The organism is Mesorhizobium sp. M7A.F.Ca.CA.004.12.1.1 (genome assembly GCF_003997835.1).
Classification (GTDB): Bacteria; Pseudomonadota; Alphaproteobacteria; order Rhizobiales; family Rhizobiaceae; genus Mesorhizobium.
Genome location: NZ_RZRK01000018.1, coordinates 1 through 17,803, shown reverse-complemented (window position 1 = coordinate 17,803; position 17,803 = coordinate 1). Strand labels below are relative to the sequence as shown.

General features: G+C 59.6%; 14 protein-coding genes and 1 pseudogene. 6 read left to right on the top strand and 9 right to left on the bottom strand.

What is annotated here, in order from left to right; translation table 11 throughout:
* Positions 1 to 49: 49 nt before the first annotated feature.
* Positions 50 to 2,893 (top strand): ATP-binding protein, encoded by a 2,844-nt coding sequence (locus EN984_RS02025; RefSeq protein ID WP_245480019.1) that lies wholly within the window; start codon positions 50 to 52, stop codon positions 2,891 to 2,893.
* 148 nt (positions 2,894 to 3,041) lie between these two features.
* Positions 3,042 to 5,273 (top strand): PAS domain-containing protein, encoded by a 2,232-nt coding sequence (locus EN984_RS02020; protein WP_127266652.1) that lies wholly within the window; start codon positions 3,042 to 3,044, stop codon positions 5,271 to 5,273.
* Positions 5,274 to 5,336: 63 nt separating this feature from the next.
* On the opposite strand, the gene EN984_RS02015 is transcribed toward EN984_RS02020, so the two are convergent.
* Together EN984_RS02015 and EN984_RS02010 are read right to left on the bottom strand one after the other, a co-directional pair.
* The gene (locus tag EN984_RS02015; RefSeq protein ID WP_127266653.1) at positions 5,337 to 6,083 is read right to left on the bottom strand and encodes a response regulator; all 747 of its coding nucleotides are present in this window, start codon (positions 6,081 to 6,083) and stop codon (positions 5,337 to 5,339) included.
* A 377-nt stretch (positions 6,084 to 6,460) separates the two neighbouring features.
* The gene (locus EN984_RS02010; RefSeq protein ID WP_127266654.1) at positions 6,461 to 7,273 is read right to left on the bottom strand and encodes a HAMP domain-containing sensor histidine kinase; all 813 of its coding nucleotides are present in this window, start codon (positions 7,271 to 7,273) and stop codon (positions 6,461 to 6,463) included.
* A gap of 228 nt (positions 7,274 to 7,501) precedes the next feature.
* On the opposite strand from EN984_RS02010, the gene EN984_RS02005 reads away from it, so the two are divergent.
* Positions 7,502 to 8,536, top strand: coding sequence for a cupin domain-containing protein (locus EN984_RS02005; RefSeq protein WP_206517119.1), 1,035 nt, complete (start codon positions 7,502 to 7,504; stop codon positions 8,534 to 8,536).
* A gap of 143 nt (positions 8,537 to 8,679) precedes the next feature.
* Positions 8,680 to 9,513, top strand: a complete 834-nt coding sequence (locus EN984_RS02000) for an SDR family NAD(P)-dependent oxidoreductase (protein ID WP_127266655.1) — start codon at positions 8,680 to 8,682, stop codon at positions 9,511 to 9,513.
* A gap of 410 nt (positions 9,514 to 9,923) precedes the next feature.
* Here the strand turns inward: EN984_RS02000 and EN984_RS01995 are convergent, their stop codons facing one another.
* The 3 genes from EN984_RS01995 to EN984_RS01985 all read right to left on the bottom strand — a co-directional run bounded on the left by EN984_RS01995 (position 9,924) and on the right by EN984_RS01985 (position 11,651).
* Entirely contained in the window at positions 9,924 to 10,523 is a 600-nt protein-coding gene (locus EN984_RS01995; RefSeq protein ID WP_127266656.1) for an HdeD family acid-resistance protein, read from the bottom strand.
* 140 nt (positions 10,524 to 10,663) lie between these two features.
* Entirely contained in the window at positions 10,664 to 11,164 is a 501-nt protein-coding gene (locus tag EN984_RS01990) for a hypothetical protein (RefSeq protein ID WP_127372016.1), read from the bottom strand.
* Positions 11,145 to 11,651, bottom strand: a complete 507-nt coding sequence (locus EN984_RS01985; RefSeq protein WP_164748739.1) for an AraC family transcriptional regulator — start codon at positions 11,649 to 11,651, stop codon at positions 11,145 to 11,147. Before EN984_RS01985 ends, EN984_RS01990 begins: the two co-directional genes overlap by 20 nt.
* A gap of 457 nt (positions 11,652 to 12,108) precedes the next feature.
* Here EN984_RS01985 and EN984_RS39460 point away from each other — a divergent pair.
* Positions 12,109 to 12,312, top strand: a pseudogene (locus tag EN984_RS39460) (AraC family transcriptional regulator N-terminal domain-containing protein); the annotation flags it as partial.
* Positions 12,313 to 12,810: 498 nt separating this feature from the next.
* On the opposite strand, the gene EN984_RS01975 reads toward EN984_RS39460, so the two are convergent.
* Both EN984_RS01975 and EN984_RS01970 read right to left on the bottom strand, forming a co-directional pair.
* Positions 12,811 to 13,059, bottom strand: coding sequence for a conjugal transfer protein TraD (locus tag EN984_RS01975; protein ID WP_127266660.1), 249 nt, complete (start codon positions 13,057 to 13,059; stop codon positions 12,811 to 12,813).
* 1 nt (position 13,060) lies between these two features.
* Positions 13,061 to 13,387 (bottom strand): conjugal transfer protein TraD, encoded by a 327-nt coding sequence (locus EN984_RS01970; RefSeq protein WP_127266661.1) that lies wholly within the window; start codon positions 13,385 to 13,387, stop codon positions 13,061 to 13,063.
* A 182-nt stretch (positions 13,388 to 13,569) separates the two neighbouring features.
* Here EN984_RS01970 and traA point away from each other — a divergent pair, with 182 nt between their 5' ends.
* Positions 13,570 to 16,617: a Ti-type conjugative transfer relaxase TraA gene (traA, locus tag EN984_RS01965; RefSeq protein ID WP_127383620.1), complete on the top strand. Its 3,048-nt coding sequence runs from the start codon at positions 13,570 to 13,572 to the stop codon at positions 16,615 to 16,617.
* Between the two features lie 236 nt (positions 16,618 to 16,853).
* Here traA and EN984_RS01960 read toward each other — a convergent pair whose 3' ends face one another.
* Together EN984_RS01960 and EN984_RS38070 are read right to left on the bottom strand one after the other, a co-directional pair.
* Positions 16,854 to 17,393: a hypothetical protein gene (locus EN984_RS01960; RefSeq protein ID WP_127266662.1), complete on the bottom strand. Its 540-nt coding sequence runs from the start codon at positions 17,391 to 17,393 to the stop codon at positions 16,854 to 16,856.
* A gap of 6 nt (positions 17,394 to 17,399) precedes the next feature.
* Positions 17,400 to 17,803 (bottom strand): hypothetical protein (locus tag EN984_RS38070; RefSeq protein ID WP_206517393.1); only part of this gene is annotated, 404 nt, incomplete at its 5' end.

Below are 17,803 nucleotides of genomic sequence, written 5' to 3'. Positions count from 1 at the left end.
ACCCATGACAGATCCACAAGCACTCGCGGCGATGCGTCTCTTGGCGGAGATGCAGCCGCCGGCGTATTTCTCCAGCTTCAACATGACGATCCTGGTAATCTGCAGGATGATAAATCTTTCCCTGACCCGGGGGGCTGCGAGTACGTCGGCGCAGGGTCTTGTTCTGTTGGGCTACGTCATCGGCCCCGCCTTCGGCCGCTACGAGGACGGGTATCACATCGCCCGGCTAGCGAGTGACCTTGCCTCAGAGCGAAACGGACCAGTCGACAAAGCGCGCGTGAACCATTTGACGGGACTTGCCGCCGCATGGACGGAGCCGCTGCCCGTGGTCCTCGATTGGCTGCGTGCAGCATTCAGAGGCGGAGTCCAAGCCGGCGATCTCTATTACGCCTGCTTCGAGGCTGCCGTAATCGTCCTGCATGTATTTCTCAGCGGCCAGAAGCTTGAGGATGTCGACCACGAGTGTAAGCGTGCGCTCGATTTTGCCCGGGACACCGGCTTCCAGGCTGGAATGGATTTGGTGATAGCCACCGAGCGCGCGGTAGCTAGCCTGCGGGGCCGGACGCGAGGACTCTCCGAGTATAGCGACGAAACCTTCGACGCCGGCGCCTTCGAAGCCAATCTCGCACGCTCGCAGAACTCCGTCGTCATGTGGTGGTACTGGACCCGCAAAACCATGGTTCATTTCCTTGCCGGGGAGTACGAGGCTGCCTTGGCCGCCGCGGATAAGGTGCAATCGCATTTCTCGATCCGGAACATGCAGATCGAGCAGATGGACTGCTTCTACTACGCCGGGCTTTCGCTCGCTGCACTCATTGATGAAGCCCCCGTTGCCGAGCGTGGCGCAATGCACGCGAAATTGGCTTCGCGGCACGCGCAATTGCGGGCCTGGGCCGAGGAAACGGGATCTCCGACATTTGCCGACAAGCATCTCCTCGTCGCCGCGGAGATCGCGCGGGTAGACGGACAAGATCTGAAAGCCCAGCGCCTCTATGAAGAGAGCATCCGCTTGGCGAAGGAAAACGGCTTCCTGCACAATGAAGCCGTTTCCAATGAGATGGCCAGCCGGTTCTATGCACGACAGAACTTTGAAAGAATCTCCCTGATGTATCTACGGGAAGCCCGCCTCTGCTATCTCCGCTGGGGAGCTCACGCCAAAGTCACGCAGATGGAGGCCGCGTATCCGCAACTGCGAGAAGAGCAGCCAGTGGCGCTTTCGACCGGCACGACGTTCGCGCCGGTCGAACAACTCGAATTAGCCACGGTGATCAAGGTCGTTCAGACTGTTTCGGGAGAGATCGTCCTCGACAAGCTGGTCGATGCGCTGATGCGCATGGCGATCGAACATGCAGGGGCAGGGAGAGCGGTCCTTGTGCTGAGTCAAGTTGCGGGGACTCATATCGAAGCCGAAGCCGAGATGACTGGCCACGGCGTGGTGGTCAGGTTGCGGGAAAACCTGAACTCCACAAGTGCCGCGCTGCCGGATGCAATCGTCCAGCACGTCCTCGGCACGAAAGAAACGGTTATCTTGGAGAATGCACTGTTGACCAGTCCTTTCTCCACCGACCCATATATCCTCGACCGGCATGTGCGCTCGCTTCTGGCGCTGCCTTTGATCAATCAAGGAAAGCTGATCGGCCTGCTTTATCTGGAGAACAATCTTGCCGCCAACGTATTCACGCCCAGTCAGATAGCCATTCTGAAGCTGATTGCGTCCCACGCCGCCGTAGCCTTGGAGAATACACGCCTTTATCGCGACCTCGCTGAACGCGAGGCGAGAATCCGTCGCCTGGTGGATGCCAACATCATCGGCGTCTTCATGTGGAGGTTCGATGGCCTGATATTCGAGGCGAACGACTCGTTCCTTGACATGCTAGGTTTCGATCGCGACGATCTTGCTGCGGGACGAGTTTATTGGACTGATTTGTCTCCACCTGAGGGTTGGGAAAACGACGCCAGAATGGTCGCGGAAGTAAAGGCAACGGGGATAGCGCCACCCTGGGAGAAGGAGTTCTTCCATAAGGATGGAAGGCGGGTTCCCGTGCTTCTTGGCGCCGCCACATTTGGCGATCCCGAATCGGACGGTGGGGTCACCTTCATTCTGGATCTGACTGCGCGAAAGCAGGCGGAGGAGGCTGCTCGTGCAAGCGATCGCCGTTATCGCGACCTTCAATCCGAATTGGCCCACGCTAGTCGGGTCGCTACAGTAGGGCAACTCTCCGCCGCAATCTCCCATGAGCTGCGGCAGCCTCTAGTGGGTGTGGTCACTAGCGCTTCGGCAGGCCTGAATTGGCTATCGGCAGGACCACCCAACATTCCGGCAGTCCGGCGTGCACTCGAGCGGGCGATGAGCGAGGGGCACCGGGCAGCCGAAGTGCTCGATCGCACACGCGCCCTTGTCACCAAGATGCCACCCAGGAACGACCTGGTCGACGTCAATGCAATTGTCTCCGACACTGTCGCGCTGGTTCGAGAGCAACTCGTCCTGAACGAGGTGTCGCTTGAGCTGAGGCTAGACAAGACCCTCTCTCGCGTCTTGGCGGATCGCGTCCAGTTGCAGCAGGTCATCCTGAACTTGATGCTCAATGCCATAGACGCCATGGCAGGTGTCAACAGTCGGCCGCGTGAACTGAAGATAGTCTCCGGACGCGAATCCCCTCATGTTGTCTATGTCGCAGTTCAAGACACTGGACCTGGCGTTCCATCCGGCCTGGAGGAAAAGCTTTTCGACGCCTTCTATTCGACGAAACCGGATGGGATGGGAATGGGACTGGCAATTAGTAAGACAATTATCGAATCCCACGGTGGCTCGCTCGGCACGACGCGTAATGAGCCACAGGGGGCAATCTTCTCGTTTTCCCTGCCAATCGACGCTCCTGAGCCGCCGTCTTAGTGCTCTCGCAGGGAACCCCGATAATGCCCAGTGAAAGACGCCAGTCCTTACTCGAACTTTTGTTCTGTGTATGTCTATAATTCAGCTTCCACCATCTCAGCAACATCGGCATGTATTTGCCTTGGCATATCCATAGGGGACATCTCAGATGTTCCGGAACGTTGCACGACCCGTTCTGGCGATCTTCCCTTTGCTTATGGCGATCGTTCTCGTCTTGGTGAGTGGTGAGCCGTGGCTCCTGATCATGGGCGTCGTGTCGGTCTGTGCCTTTGATGCTTGGCGTATCGGCTTCATTGGGGCGATCTTCGTGACGATGCTTTTTGCCCTAGCCCACTTTCCGCCCGCACATCTGATGACAGAGGGCGACCTCTCTCCTGCAGTGCAAACCGCACTCTTTGGAGGGGCAGCCTTGGTGATTTTCACCGTGATTAGGTGTGCAATGATTTTCCCCTCAAAGGCGGATGATCGCATGCGGTTCGCGGCAGCCATCGTTGACAACATGCCGGCCATGGGGTGGTCTCTGAACGGCAAGGGCGAATACACGTACACAAATAAGGCGGTACAGAACTATGTCACCGGCAACGAACGCCAGGCAGACTTGGACGACTGGAAAAATGCCATTCCGCTTGTGCACCCTGCCGACGTGGAGCAGACGTTTGGCCGGCTGGTGGAATGCCTCGCCAGCGGCGAGGATTTTGTAACCGATTGCCGCATCCAAGGACATGACGGCAGCTATCGTTGGTTTCGTGCAGTTGCTCGCGCTGCCCGGGGTGCCAAAGGAGACATTACCGGCTGGTACGGTACGTCCGTGGATATACACGAGCAGAAGCTCGTCGAGGAGGCCCTCAGAGAGAGTGAGCGAGAGCTTAGACAACTCGTTGACGCCATTCCTGCCCTGATCTGGTGCGCGACGCCCGAAGGTGAGCCGTTCTACGCAAATAAGCAGGTCAAAGCGTTTGCCGGCATCGCGATTGGCGACTTGGAGGTTCCAAACAAGACCCGCCTGCGTGAGGCCCTCGACGTGACCGTGCACCCCGACGATCGAATTCGGGTCGGTGACGCAATGATGCGGTCATTCTCGACGGGCACCTCCTTCGCGGAGATATACCGGTTGCGCCGTCATGACGGCATGTTCCGCTGGGTCGACAGTCGTCTTGCACCTCAATGCGACGACACGGGAAAGATCATACGCTGGTACGGCGTCCTCATCGATATTGACGAGAGCAAGCAGGCCGAGGAAGCCCTGCGCGCGAGTGAGAGGCAACTGCAGCTTCTGGTCGACACGGTGCCTGTCATGGTTTGGTGCGCTTCTGCTTCGGGCGAACCAACTTACATCAACAGACGGCTCAACGACTACGCCGGTATCCGCGCTGAGAAGGTCGACCAAGCGCGGTTCGATCGCAACCAGCAGATAGACCGGTTGATCCATCCAGACGACAGGGAACGATTCCGCCGCGCCCTGGTCGAGTCATTTGCTTTAGGCAGGCCGTTTACGCTGCGCTATCGTCACATGCGACACGATGGGCACTACCGCTGGGCCGACAGCCGGTCGGAGCCGCTTCGCGACGGGGATGGCCGACTGCTACAGTGGTATACGGTCATCACCGATATCGACGATGAAACGAGGATGCAGGAGGAACTGAGGTCGGCACATGAGAGACTTGCGAGCGCCTCGAAGGCTGCCAGCCTTTCCGAGCTGACCGCATCCATCGCGCATGAAGTCAATCAGCCACTGGCCAGCATCGTGGCAAGCTCACAGGCCTGCGAACACTGGCTGAAAGCTGATCCGCCTAACATAACACGCGCGATCGCCAACGTGGGCAGGATCACGAGGGATGCAAATCTGGCCGCAGACATCATTCGCCGAATCCGTGTCCTGTTCTTTAGAACCTCTGAAACTAGGACGCCGGTTAGCATCAACGAACTCGTCTTGGACGTCTGCCGGCTCATGGAGAACGAGCTTGCGGTGAACGCAATTCAGATAAGAACCGGCCCGGATGACGGCTTGCCATCGGTAATAGGGGACCGTATCCAGCTTCAGCAGGTTCTCGTCAACCTGATCCGGAACGGCATCGATGCCATGGAACGCATGCCTCCGGAGGAACGAGTCCTTGAAATCGGCTCGCGACTTATCGCCGGAAACCGGATCTCGGTGGAGGTTCGCGACCAAGGATCCGGAATGGAAGACCCGCACATGATCTTCGAGGCGTTCTACTCGACCAAGGCGAACGGCAAGGGCATTGGACTGGCGATCTGCCGTTCCATCATCGAGGCGCATGACGGGGAGATACGGGCTGAGAATGGCGAAAACGGAGGCGCCGTATTCACCTTTACGTTGCCTATTTCCAACCCGGGGCAAGATAGAAGAGACGTCGCGTGACGCGATCACAGTAAGTACTACAACAGCACGGTGAACCGCGTAAGAAGAAATAGACTAAACTAACTAGAGCTGCTGCGATTGCCGAGGTTCGATGCTCTGAGCCATGATGTCGGCCATGCGTACTAGGTCGGGAACGGTCCGCACATTCAGTTTGCGCATGACGCTGCCTCGATGCAACTTCACAGTAGACTCGCTTATACCGAGCTCGGCGGCAATCTGCTTATTCATCCGTCCCGCAGCGACCAGCCAGGTCACATCCAATTCGCGTTCGGTCAGACACGAGAAACGCCGTCGCAAGTCATTAATGGCTTGCTGCTGGCGTCGCCTCGCGCGATCCCGTTCGAGAGCTGCGGAAACGGCGTCTAGCAGATCCTGATCCCGGAATGGTTTGGTGAGAAAGTCGACCGCTCCTGATTTCATAGCGCGGACGGTCATCTGTATATCCGCATGGGCGGTAAGGAAGACGATCGGAGTCTTAACTCCCGACCGGGCGAGATGCTCTTGGAACTCAAGTCCGCTGAGCCCCGGAAGCCGGACGTCCAGGACGATGCAACTTGGGTTGTCAGGCGACCTGTTCCGCTGAAGAAAATCACTGACCGAACCGAATGCTTGTGAGGAGAGATCGATGGATTTCAGAAGATCTTGAAGAGCTTGGCGAACCATAATGTCGGCATCAATTATAGATACGCTGGAGTCCCTACCGGCAAACTCGCTTCGGGACGTTTGACGACGAGAGGTGCCGTCGCCCGATAAAGCTAGGAATGCACCCGACGTCACGGTGTCAAGAAGCTCTTTTGCCGTATTTTCCATTGGTTCGACCTTAATCTTTAATTTCTCTTCGAGTTCTACTCAGAAAACGCGTGAAAGAGGTGGCACAATGATCAAAGATTGGCAGCATTGCGTTGGGAAACGGTGCGCCTGTCTGGTTTCTGGTCATAAACCTGTGTGTAATGAAGACCGTGATTCAGCACCATTAAACATTTCCATTAGACCTACGTTGACCGATCAGACGTCCGCATCCAGTTCGCCGCACTTCCCATGCGATTGTGCAGTGCCCCTCTCCACCCAAGGGAAGTTCACACTCAGAGCCGAGAACAGTTTGCTGATCAAGTGATCAAGGCGAGAGCAAGGGGAGCGTTGTTCACTCCGAATTTTAACTCTCGCTCCGGTGCAGTGCCGGAGCGAGATTATCTCGATCTGCGCGAAGCACGGAAGTTGCGGCGCAGGGTCATTCTTTCCGTGCCGCTGGGACTTGGTCGGACTCTCCACATGCGTTCGACACTATTTGCAAGAGGCAGTTCGATGGAGAACGTCGATCCGACATTTTGGATTGATCTCACCGCGACTTGATGGCGAAGCAGATCCGCAGTCTGGCGGACGATCATAAGGCCAAGACCCATTCCGTCCCACTCAGCGGAATCACCGCGCTCGAATGCGTCGAAGATGCGTTCGAGGCGTGCTGCGGGGATGCCGGCGCCGTCGTCCTGCACGTCGATGCACGCTCTGTGGCGCCTGGTCCGACACACCAGTCGGACATGGCCACGCGGACCGCTATACTTAATCGCATTGCCGACCAAATTGCGCAGGATCGTGTGGAGCATTTCAGGATCCGTTTCGACGATGCTGTCGGATGAGATTATCCGAAGCTCGACGCCGCAAGCCTCTGCATAGAAGCGCCAGTCGCTTTCGACCCGCTCCAGTACTTGAGCAAGGAGGACATTCTGGCGGCGCGGTTGCAACGTCTCGTCCTTCTGCGACAAGCGAGCGATGTCATCGAGTTCGCTACCGAGGCGCTTCATGGCATCAAGTGCGATGCGGAGACGATCTGCAATAAGGGCCGGCATACCAGCTTCTGCCGCGTAGGCGAGCGACATCATCGCGACATGCAGCGGTTGCTTCAAATCGTGGCCCGCTACCGCCATCATCCTCGCCATTGCGGCACGCGATGCTAATGCGCGCTCCACTGCTTCTGCACTCGCTTGCTCTGTCGTCATCTTCATTCCCGATCTTCGCCGTTATGCTCGACGCCACGCTACGGCGAAGGTCGATCGTGAATAATCCCACGTAGCGGCAGTCGCGGTCGCCTACACGGGCGAGCGACCGTACTTATGTACGGAAGAACGATCCCTTGCGCCGATATCTGAAGTGCCAACCGCCGCTTAGCTTCACACAATCTGGGGGACCCAGTACGGCAAGCCTACCGTTTTGTTGAAGCAAAGGAATCAAATATGACCATGCCTTCGTTCCGATACCAACTCGAAAAGTCCATCCCACGTGTCGGCAACGGCGGCATCACGCGGGGCGCGTCGATACACCAGTTTCCCGCCAGCATCGGTATCGCCGGCGTGTCGATGCGTCTCGATCCTGGCGCCATGCGCGAACTGCATTGGCATGCCAACGCCGCGGAATGGGCGTATGTGATTTCTGGCAACTGCCGCACAACGGTTCTTAATCCAAACGGGGGAGCGGCGACCGATACGTTCGGCCCGGGTGATGTTTGGTATTTCCCGCGCGGATGGGGTCATTCTATCCAGGGCCTCGGACCCGGCGAATGCCATTTCATTCTCATCTTCGACAATGGCGATTTCTCAGAGGATCATACCTTCAGCATCACCGACTGGCTGTCTTGTACGCCAGCGGAGGTCGTACGACAAAATCTGGGCCTTTCCGCTGAGTGCCTGTCAATGCTGCCGCACGGAGAGGCCTATTTCGCAACCGGCCCGGCGCCCGATGACCGGTCCCGGGATGCCGAGCCGCGGCCGGTTCCGGAACTGACAACATTCCATCGCTACCCGCTTTATGCTCAGCAACCGCGACGGGTGCCGGGCGGGGGAACGCAAAGAACCGTGTCGGTAGACGAGTTTCCGATCTCTACCACGATGGCCGGTTCGTTGTTGGAAATCGAGCCTGGGGCGATGCGCGAACTGCATTGGCACCCCAATGCCGACGAGTGGCAATACTACATCGAAGGCGCTGCAGAGATGGCGGTGTTCCTTGCCGAGGGACAGGTTGTCATTGAGCAGTTCGAGGCAGGGGACATCGGTTATGCGCCAATGGGTTCCGGCCACTATATCCGCAACACGGGGCCAGGAGTCCTGCGGGTCCTCGTCGGGTTCAATAACGGTCACTACGAGGCGAACGACCTCTCCGCCTGGCTAGCGGCCAATCCGGTCGACGTGCTGGCGGCGAATCTAAGCTTGCCGAGGGTGGCGGTGGCCGGTCTGAGGGCCAGACCGGGTTTTCTGGCGCCCGGCGCCCCGTGACGGACGCGGCTGAAACCGACCGCGTCACCCATCGCCGTCTCCCCGACTACTCTCCTCCTGGCGCGTAGGCTCGTTCTCGGTCGAGTGGTGGGCGAGAACGGAGCGGGGCTGAACACTGTGTTTCATCCAGAAGGAAAGCACAAATGAACACACCGGTTTGGCTCATCACCGGCGGATCGAGCGGGCTGGGCGCGTCTATTGCGCACGCGGCTCTGCGAGCCGGACATCGCGTGGCTGTCACGGCGCGGGACAGCTCTCGCCTGGACGCGCTGGCCGCGGATTATCCAGGCGCGGTACTGCCCCTATCGATGGATTTGACTAGCACCACCGAAATAGAGGCGGCCGTTGCGGCGGCCGAGGGATGGCATGGCCATATCAACGTACTCGTGAACAATGCGGCGGTCGGCTACCTCGCCCTAATAGAGGAAGGGCAAGACGAGAAAGTTCGTAAGCTATTCGAAACCAATGTGTTTGGCGCGGTCGCGGCCATACGGGCTGCCCTGCCTGGCATGCGCGCACGCGGAAGCGGGACGATCATCAATATCTCCTCGACCAACGGCATCGTCGCCATGCCGTCCCTCGGCTACTATAGCGCGTCGAAATTCGCTCTCGAAGCGCTCACTGAAGCGCTGACGCAAGAAGTCGCGCCGCTTGGCATACGCGTGATGTCGGTCCAGCCGGGGGGCATGCCGACGGGCATAGTCTCGCGCAATCTCCGGAGCCCGAGGATCGAGGGCTACGATGCCCCGGCGCATGCCATCATGGATCTTCTGGAAAACGACAGAGATGGCGCCCTTGCGCCGAGCGACCCCCATCGGATTGCACAGATACTTGTCGGTCTGGTGATGGCTAAAACCATGCCTCGGCAACTTATACTTGGCCCCGACAGTTGGGAGGCCATTACGTCAAAACTGATCGCGCAGCGTATGGAGTTCGACGCGTGGAAGGATATCGCCTACAGCACGGTCGCACTGTGAACGTTCCACGAGTTCGTCCGGGGATCGGTCAAACTGTCCGGAGAAGCTTCCGACCAATTAGCGCGGACGATACAGAGGTGGGAGCTAGCTCCGTCTCGAGCGAGGCCGCTGGTGTGTCGATCGAGAGGCGAAGGCGATCAGCTAGGATGGTCGCTTTGCCGGGCGTCTAGCCTCAATCTTCGTTCTCACGAGTGAGTCCTGACGTCCTGCCGCAACTCGGACGGCCCTGCGGCGTTCGCGTTGTGCTTGCTGGTGTAGGGTCACGCGTGGACGGCACGTACGCCATGTTCGGCTAGTGCGGCTGCGTTGCAGCCGTGTCAAACGGTTCGGTTCGCCGGAATCAAACCGAGATCTGCCAGGAGACTGGCAGATCTCGTCGGATCTATGGGTCTGTCTTTGCGGGTAGCAGGTCAGGCGGCGACGGATCGGCTGCTGATGCGACGCTTTTGTCTTGAACGCAGGGATAGCCCAAGACCAATGAAACCGCCGCCCTGGAACAAAAGGTCGACGGTGAGAACTGCGCCGAGGAGCCACAGGCCAACGGCAGGCCAAGTGGCGACAATGAACATGCCAACAACGACGGTGAAGACGCCGCTGCCGGCGATCCATCCCCACCCACCCTGGCTGCGAAGCTGCAAGCCAATAACAATGCGAAGGGTGCCAGCGGCAATGAGCAGGACGCCGAGCACCAGGGAAATGCCGACGGCGGTTAAGACAGGATCGTAGACCGAGATCGCTCCGGCAGCCGCATAGAGCAGTCCGGCCAGGAGGTAGAGAAAGCGGCGGCCCCAGCTGCCAGTCGTGAAGGCGTGGATGATCTGCATCACGCCACCGGCGATCATCATGGCGGCAATATAGAGAACGGATACGAGCGTCGCGAGCAGGAGGTTTAGGCCCGCAATCGCACCGGTGACCAGAAGTCCAATGCCAAGCGCTACGAACCAACCCCACTTGCCGTGAAGTTCCTTCAGTGGCGCTCCGGGCGAGCGGTTGATGGTGGTGTCGAACATTTCAGGTCTCCTTCTTTGCTGGATCGGATAGGCTTGATGCATCTGGCCAAGGGCCAGAAGATCGCGTGGCGACCACGGAATACCCGAGGAGGTGCGCTTATCGCTGAGCGCCTCAGAACGCTGGATGGACCGCTCGCCGGCTACCTGAGAGCGTCCTCGACGGTCGTCGCGATCCATTGTTCGACGGTGAGGCCGACGTCGCCCGCATGAACTGCCGCCGCGGCCGCCACGGAGGGAGGTAGCGGTACGTCGTAGATGATGTCCTGGATGCTGTTGGCTGCAAGCACTTGACGCGTAACGTTGTCGGCGAATTGTCTCACTCTTTCGAGCTTCTCCTCGTGGCTGCCGTCGGTACTGGCCGACACGGCCGGACAGTAGAGCGCGATAAGGTAGTTGATCGTATCGTCGCTGGACATTCCGTGCTCCCGCAGAAGCTGGATTGCCGTCTGCAACTGGGCGGGCTGGTCAAGCGTGAGCCCTTTAGGAACGAATCCCGTGACCTCGCCCTCTAGCGGGGAAACGTGGAGGTCGGCCGCGGACGGGCACTGCAGTTCTTGGGCATAAAGCCGCGCTGGAACCGCGACGAGCGCGACGTAAGCGGTCACCACAGCAACGACCAGGTTACAGGATTTCATGGCCATCTCTCCTGGAGAGGGAGTAAAGGGAGCGAAACGCATAGAGCACCCGCCATCGCCGACGTGTTTCCCCGGCAAAACGCTTGAAGACGGTGAACAAATGTGCCTGCGCCTGGAAGCCGACGCTCAGTGCGACCTCGACCAGTGAGTATGTGTTTTCGGCGAGCACGACCTTGGCGTGATGGGTCCGCCTGCGCACCACATACTCGTGCGGACGAAGATCGGTTGCCGTCCGAAACTGGGCTGCAGAATACATCCTGCTCAGGCCCGCTTGAGCCGCGAGATTACCAAGGCTGATCGTGTCAGCAATGTGGTCTTCGACATATAAGGCCCGCTTCAGCCGCCATTTCACCAGGGCATTTCCTGGGGTATGCGCGTTTTGGGTAACGCACAGTCCGAGCCAACGGGCGGCGACCGCAAGCCTGATCACGTCATCGTAGATGCCTCTAGACATGGGTTCGGGGTTATCAGTCGCAGGCGTATTGTCGAACATGCACGGCCCCTTGTGTCTCATTCCGCATAGGCCGGGCCGGCTGCGCTCGTCGTGGGGATCGTCGATCCTTTCCCCAGATGCGACAGCAGTAGGACTGCTCAACACGCCGAAATGACGGTCCGGTTACCCCGGTGAATCTGAACGTCACCCGTGCTCGGCTCAATTCGTACAATCGTCTTGCAACATGTACCCTCGCTTAGGATTCCCATGCTTTGGATTTAGACAACCTGCCGATGCGGTCCGCGAAGCCTTCCTGCGGCCAAGCGTCTGGCGCTCGGACGTCCGCGGTCGAGGCGCCAAGCCAACGTCGGAAGAGCGAGCGGAGGTCGCTCCGGTCAGCGGCTTCATGTTCGAAGCCAGCGCCCCGGTTCTTACTCGTCGTGCGCCAAGCTCTTCGCGCGCGGCTTCGCCATATCGATCGGCTCGGCTTGCAGCACGATCGGGCAGGACGCGCCCTGTTACACCTGAACTGCTCGATTCCTGGCTTCGCATGCTGAGCCTGATGGAGCGCCCGGACCAGGTTCCGGCCCTGGCCCCGGCCTACCAGCGCGAAATTCTCTTCCACGTGCTGAAGGGGCCACTCGGCTGGATGCTGCGGGATATGGCGACCCCAGATACCACGCTTTCAGGGGTCGGCATCGCCATTCAGTGGCTCAGGGAAACTTCGCCAAGCCGCGCCAGTTGTACGTTTGTTCGCAAAATCCACTCCTCTTGCGCAACATGACAAGAGTAAGTTTCGCCTCTGCCGTCCCATCGGCTGGGATGCCTTTGCCGATCTCATCTAGAGCGAGAAGCTTCCCTCGCTTTTCCGCCCGTTCCAGCTGTGCAGAGCCATTCCACTGGCTCGCATCCTGGCAATAGAGTTTCTCTCAACGCGCAGTGTGCATGATCGCATCTGGGGGCGTGGGACGTTTCGAGGGGAACACGATCTGGCATTTGAAGTTTGCTCATAACGCAGCGTCTGCTTTGACGAGTTTCGCCTGCGCAAGCCTTGCGCCTGTCATCATCTGGATCAAGGCTCGCGTGAGAAGAATGTCTCCGATAGCGACGAAGATCGCGAAAGCTTCTCGCAAGGGCTTGACTGTGGCGTCGGCGCTGGCGCACCGGCGGAAGTCTGCTGTCCCGGCTTCGTACCGGTCGCTGCTCACGCCAACTGTGGCTAAGCCCGACGTCCCATCCGCTCTTCACGCCGTTCAGCATCGAACGCCTGCCTTCCCTTCGCATTCCATAGGTTGCGCGCATGCTCGCCTTCATCGCTCTGCAGCTTGGCGGCGATCCGAAGCAACGCGCCGTAGATGGTAGCGCGATCGTCGTTGGTCAGATCAACGATGCCCGCCTTGACGACGAGACCGCCAAGTTCGATGAGCTGCCGTGTGCGCTTGCGACGCTCGACCTGCCAGGTGCGCATATCATGCCGAGCCAGAGCCGCCTGCCGGCGATTGTGGGCCGCCCGGTTGCGCTGGAGTGCCGCGAGGGTTGCGCTGAGATGCCGGAGCAGTTCGCCGGGAACCGCTCTCGAAAAACATCACCCCACGCTTGGCCCATGCCTCACGCTTTGCGGTCTCTTTCGTCTCGGCGATTGCAACCAGTGCGCCGGCCAGTTCGTCGGTGCTGAGCTGGTCGGCGCCGGTGGCGATCACCAGCTCTCCAAGCTGCTGGACCTTTCTGGTTCTGAGCTCTCGCGCCTTGTCTTCCAGCGCCTTCAGTTCCGCATCGTAGTCGCGTGGCTTGCGCATCTGCTGTCTCCATCATCTCCATTGATTGTCGATGCAGCGATGATAGGCGAGCGTCTGCCGGATGGCTTCAGGGTTGCCGAGACGGCTCGGGACGCGCCGGTCCATCCCGAGAATTTTTCGAGGGAGGGCGCGCTTATACGTCGTGCCGACGTACGCTTTGCCGTGCAAATGATCTGCTCGCGATGGCGATCTATCATCTTCACGTCAAGATCATTGGCCGCAAGGCAGGCAGCAGCGCGTTGGCTTCTGCGGCCTACCGCTCGGCTTCGAGGCTGCGCGACGGGCGTATCGAACGTACTCACGATTTCTCGGCCAAGCGCGGTGTTGTCCATTCCGAGGTGATGCTGCCTGAGGATGCTCCGGAGGCCTGGCGCGACCGCGAGAGGCTGTGGAACGATGTCGAGGCGTTCGAGGTCCGCAAGGATGCCCAGCTCGCTCGCGAGGTGGAGTTTGCGCTCCCGCGAGAACTCAGCCAGGCGCAAGGCATCGAACTGGCGCGCGACTTTGTTCAGGCTGAGTTTGTGAGCCAGGGCATGGTCGCCGATCTCAATGTGCATTGGGACAGGGCGGAGGATGGCAGCCCCAAACCGCACGCTCATGTCATGCTCACCATGCGGTCCGTGGACGAGAACGGCTTTGGCGCCAAGGTTCGAGACTGGAATGCTACCCAGCTGGTCGAGCGCTGGCGCGAGCGGTGGGCGGAGCTTGCCAATGAACGCTTGGCCGAACTCGACATCGACGCCCGCATCGATCATCGCAGTCTGGAAGCGCAGGGCATTGCCCTGGAGCCGCAAACCCAGATTGGTGCGCCAGCGCAACGCATCGAGGGCAGTGACCTTGCTGCTGGCGATAGTGAAGCAGATCGCGCCGAACTGCACCGCGAGATCGCGCGCAACAATGGTGCGCGCATCATTGCCGATCCAACCGTAGCGCTCGATGCCATCACCCATCAGCAATCGACCTTCACCCGAAAAGACATTGCGAAGTTTGCGCATCGGCACAGCGATGGAGTGGAGCAGTTCAACGCGGTAGTGGCAGCCATCGGCAACGCACCCGATCTGGTCGAACTCGGCAAGGACATGCGCGGCGAAAACCGTTTCACCACCCGGCAGATGATCGAGACCGAACAGCGCCTTCACCGCGCTGCGGAACGTATTGATTTGGACGAGCGACACGCGGTGAGTAACGCACATCGTGAGGCAGCATTGGCGCAGGCTGCGCAACGCGGGCTTGTCCTGTCAGGCGAGCAGATCGATGCACTTGCGCACATCACCGATGGCCACGGTCTTGGTGTCGTTGTCGGCTTTGCCGGAACGGGCAAGAGCGCCATGCTGGGCGTTGCGTGCCAGGCATGGGCAGCGGCGGGCTATGAGGTTCGAGGCGCCGCACTCTCCGGCATTGCCGCCGAGAATCTGGAGGGCGGTTCAGGCATTTCGTCACGCACCATCGCCAGCATGGAACATAGCTGGGGACAGGGCAGGGATCTGCTCAGCGCCCGCGATGTCCTGGTGATCGATGAGGCCGGCATGGTCGGCACGCGCTCCAACTGGCGCGTGCTCTCCCATGCGGCGGACGTTGGCGCAAAAGTCGTCCTCGTCGGCGATCCGCAGCAATTGCAGGCAATTGAAGCCGGTGCGGCATTCCGCTCGATCCATGAGCGACATGGTGGCGTCGAAATCGGTCAGGTGCGCCGGCAGCGTGAGGACTGGCAGCGTGATGCCACGCGCGATCTTGCAACCGGCAGGATCGGCGCTGCGATCGACGCCTATGACGCGCAGGGCATGGTGCACCAAGCTGCGTCGCGCGATGAGGCACGCAGCGATCTTGTCGAGCGCTGGGATCGGGACAGGCATGCAGAGCCTGAAGCGAGCCGGATCATTCTCACCCACACAAACGACGAAGTGCGCGCGCTCAACCAGGCAGCGCGCGAGCGGATGCGCGCGGATGGAGATCTCGGCGACGAAGTTCAGGTGGATGTGGAGCGCGGTGCAAGGACCTTCGCACGCGGCGACCGGGTCATGTTCTTGCGCAACGAGCGGTCGCTCGGCGTCAAGAACGGCACGCTCGGTGTGATCGAAGAGGTCAGCGTCCAGACGATGACGGTTCAAACCGATGACGCCAGGTCTGTGCGCTTCGATCTGAAAGACTATGCCCACATCGACCACGGCTATGCCGCGACCATCCATAAGGCCCAGGGCATGACGGTCGACCGCACCCATGTGCTGGCAACGCCGGACATGGATTCGCACAGCAGCTACGTGTCCCTGTCGCGACATCGGGATGGGATGGAACTGCATTACGGCAGCGAAGACTTCGCGACCCGCGAACGACTTGTCCGCGCGCTGTCACGCGACCGCACCAAGGATATGGCGTCGGATTACGACCAGATCGACCCGGCGCAACACTATGCCGAGCGACGCGGGATCAGCTTCCGTCAGCGTGTGGTCAAGATCGTGCGCCGGATCGTTCCGGAGAAGCTTCGCGACGGGATTGAAAGGATGCTGGACGGGTTGCGCTCGCCCGGACAAGCAGAGCCCGGCCAGGACCGTGCGTACAGGCCGAAAGGGGGAGAGGTTGGAACGCAAAACGGCGATGCCGGCGCCGAACCAGGAAGGGAAGCGGGCACCAGGGGAGCGCAACGCGGAGCGGATGCGTTGTTGGACGAGGAAGCGGCGTTGCGCAGAGCTCGCACGAAGGCTCTCGTGCGCCACGCGCGAGCGCTCGATGCTATTATCAGCAACGGAAATGTGGACGGGCAGGGTAGTCCCGGGCAGATGCGCGAATTGAGGGATGCACGCAACGCGTTCGATAAGGTTCGGCCGCATGGCTGGCGCGATGCCGAAGCGGCCTATATCAAGAATCCCGAGCTGGTTCGTGAAGCGGGAGCCGGTAGCGTCAACCGTATCGTGCTCGCTCTCCAGCTTGAAAGCGAAATCCGCACCGGACCGGAAGCCGATCCGACCCGCCGGGCCGACCGTTTCGTGGAACGCTGGCAGAAGCTCCACCGGACAAGCCAGGACCAATACCAGGCTGGCGACATGTCCGGTTACAAGTCAACCCGCTCGGCCATGTCCGACATGGCCAAGAGCCTCGAGCGCGATCCGCAACTGGAATCGCTTCTTGCAAACTATAAAAAGGCGCTTGGCGTCGAAGTGGAGTCCGGCCGGCGCCTGGGCGCGGAACTCGCGTTCAGCCACGGTATTGGCATTGGGCGTGGCATGGGCATCTAAACTTATTACGAAATGGCATGTCGAGCGTGTCGTCGACGAAGGTAGTTCCCATCGACAACGACGATGATGACCATGAATGAGATGGAGTCGTCGAACTCTCCCTTGGTAAGGGAGTAGTCTATCGCTGCATACCGGCGGATTTTTCGCTGCGATATCAGGCGCTTGCTCGTTCGCCGTTTTCGGCAGTGGTGTGAGCTGGTGCACGTGTAGTGCCCGGTCCGCATCCGCTGCCGGCCTCATTCGATGTAAGCCGGTCCGTCCTTTTTCACCGGTCCCCACATGCCTCCGGTGAAACTATCGCTGTCGGCGATCTGCAGGACGTTCGGCGGATCGTCGCGGTATTTCTTGCCAAACCAACCTTCGTATTCGAGTTGGATCGGAAATTCGGCTTGAGCCTTCCAAAAGCTCTTCTTCGGAATCCTATGTGTTAGGCCAAAAGAGCATGTCGTCTGCGCGCCGTTCTGAAGAAGGCGGATCACCATCGAGGACTCAAAACAGGCCAGCCAAAGGCCGCGTGCCTCGGCATCGGCGCCAGCGCCAAGGGCAGCCTCGAGCGCCGCCTGGTCTCGTACTATCAACCTGATGTTCTTGGCTGGGATCGACCCCGAATTCAGTACCACCAGATTATAGGCGATCGCCTCGTTACCTCCGTCATGCGTCTGAACCATCGCCGTTACGATCGGTCGGAACTGGCGCCGCCAAAAGAAGATCGATAGCCCGAACGCCAGGATCGCGACGACTAAGGCTACTACGGATACCGCGAGTTCGGCTGTCATCGTCGCCTAATCGCTCCATCGGATTTTGCTGCCGCGAAGGTGCTGTGTGTCGGCTGCGAACTGGATTTGCGCTATGATGAAGGCCTTTTCGACGCCCGGCGCGACCGCGGCGATCAGGGCATCGAGGGGAAGGACGCAATGCTTCGGGCCAGGAATGGATAGATTGAAGCCAGTGGGATAGCGCAGGTCGTAATCCTGATTGACATGGGCGAGCTGGATCGCCAGCGCTTTCATCATCTGGTCGGCAACCACAAGGCCTTGCTTTTCGCACTCAGCGAACACTTGTCCTGTGTCATGTCGCAATGGTCTTTTGCCAAGCTTGCTCTTCGGCGTGCCCTTCGCCACCAGATATGATTTGAGAATGACCTCCACGGCATGCGCGAGGAGGAAATAGGCCGGATAGCTAAGAC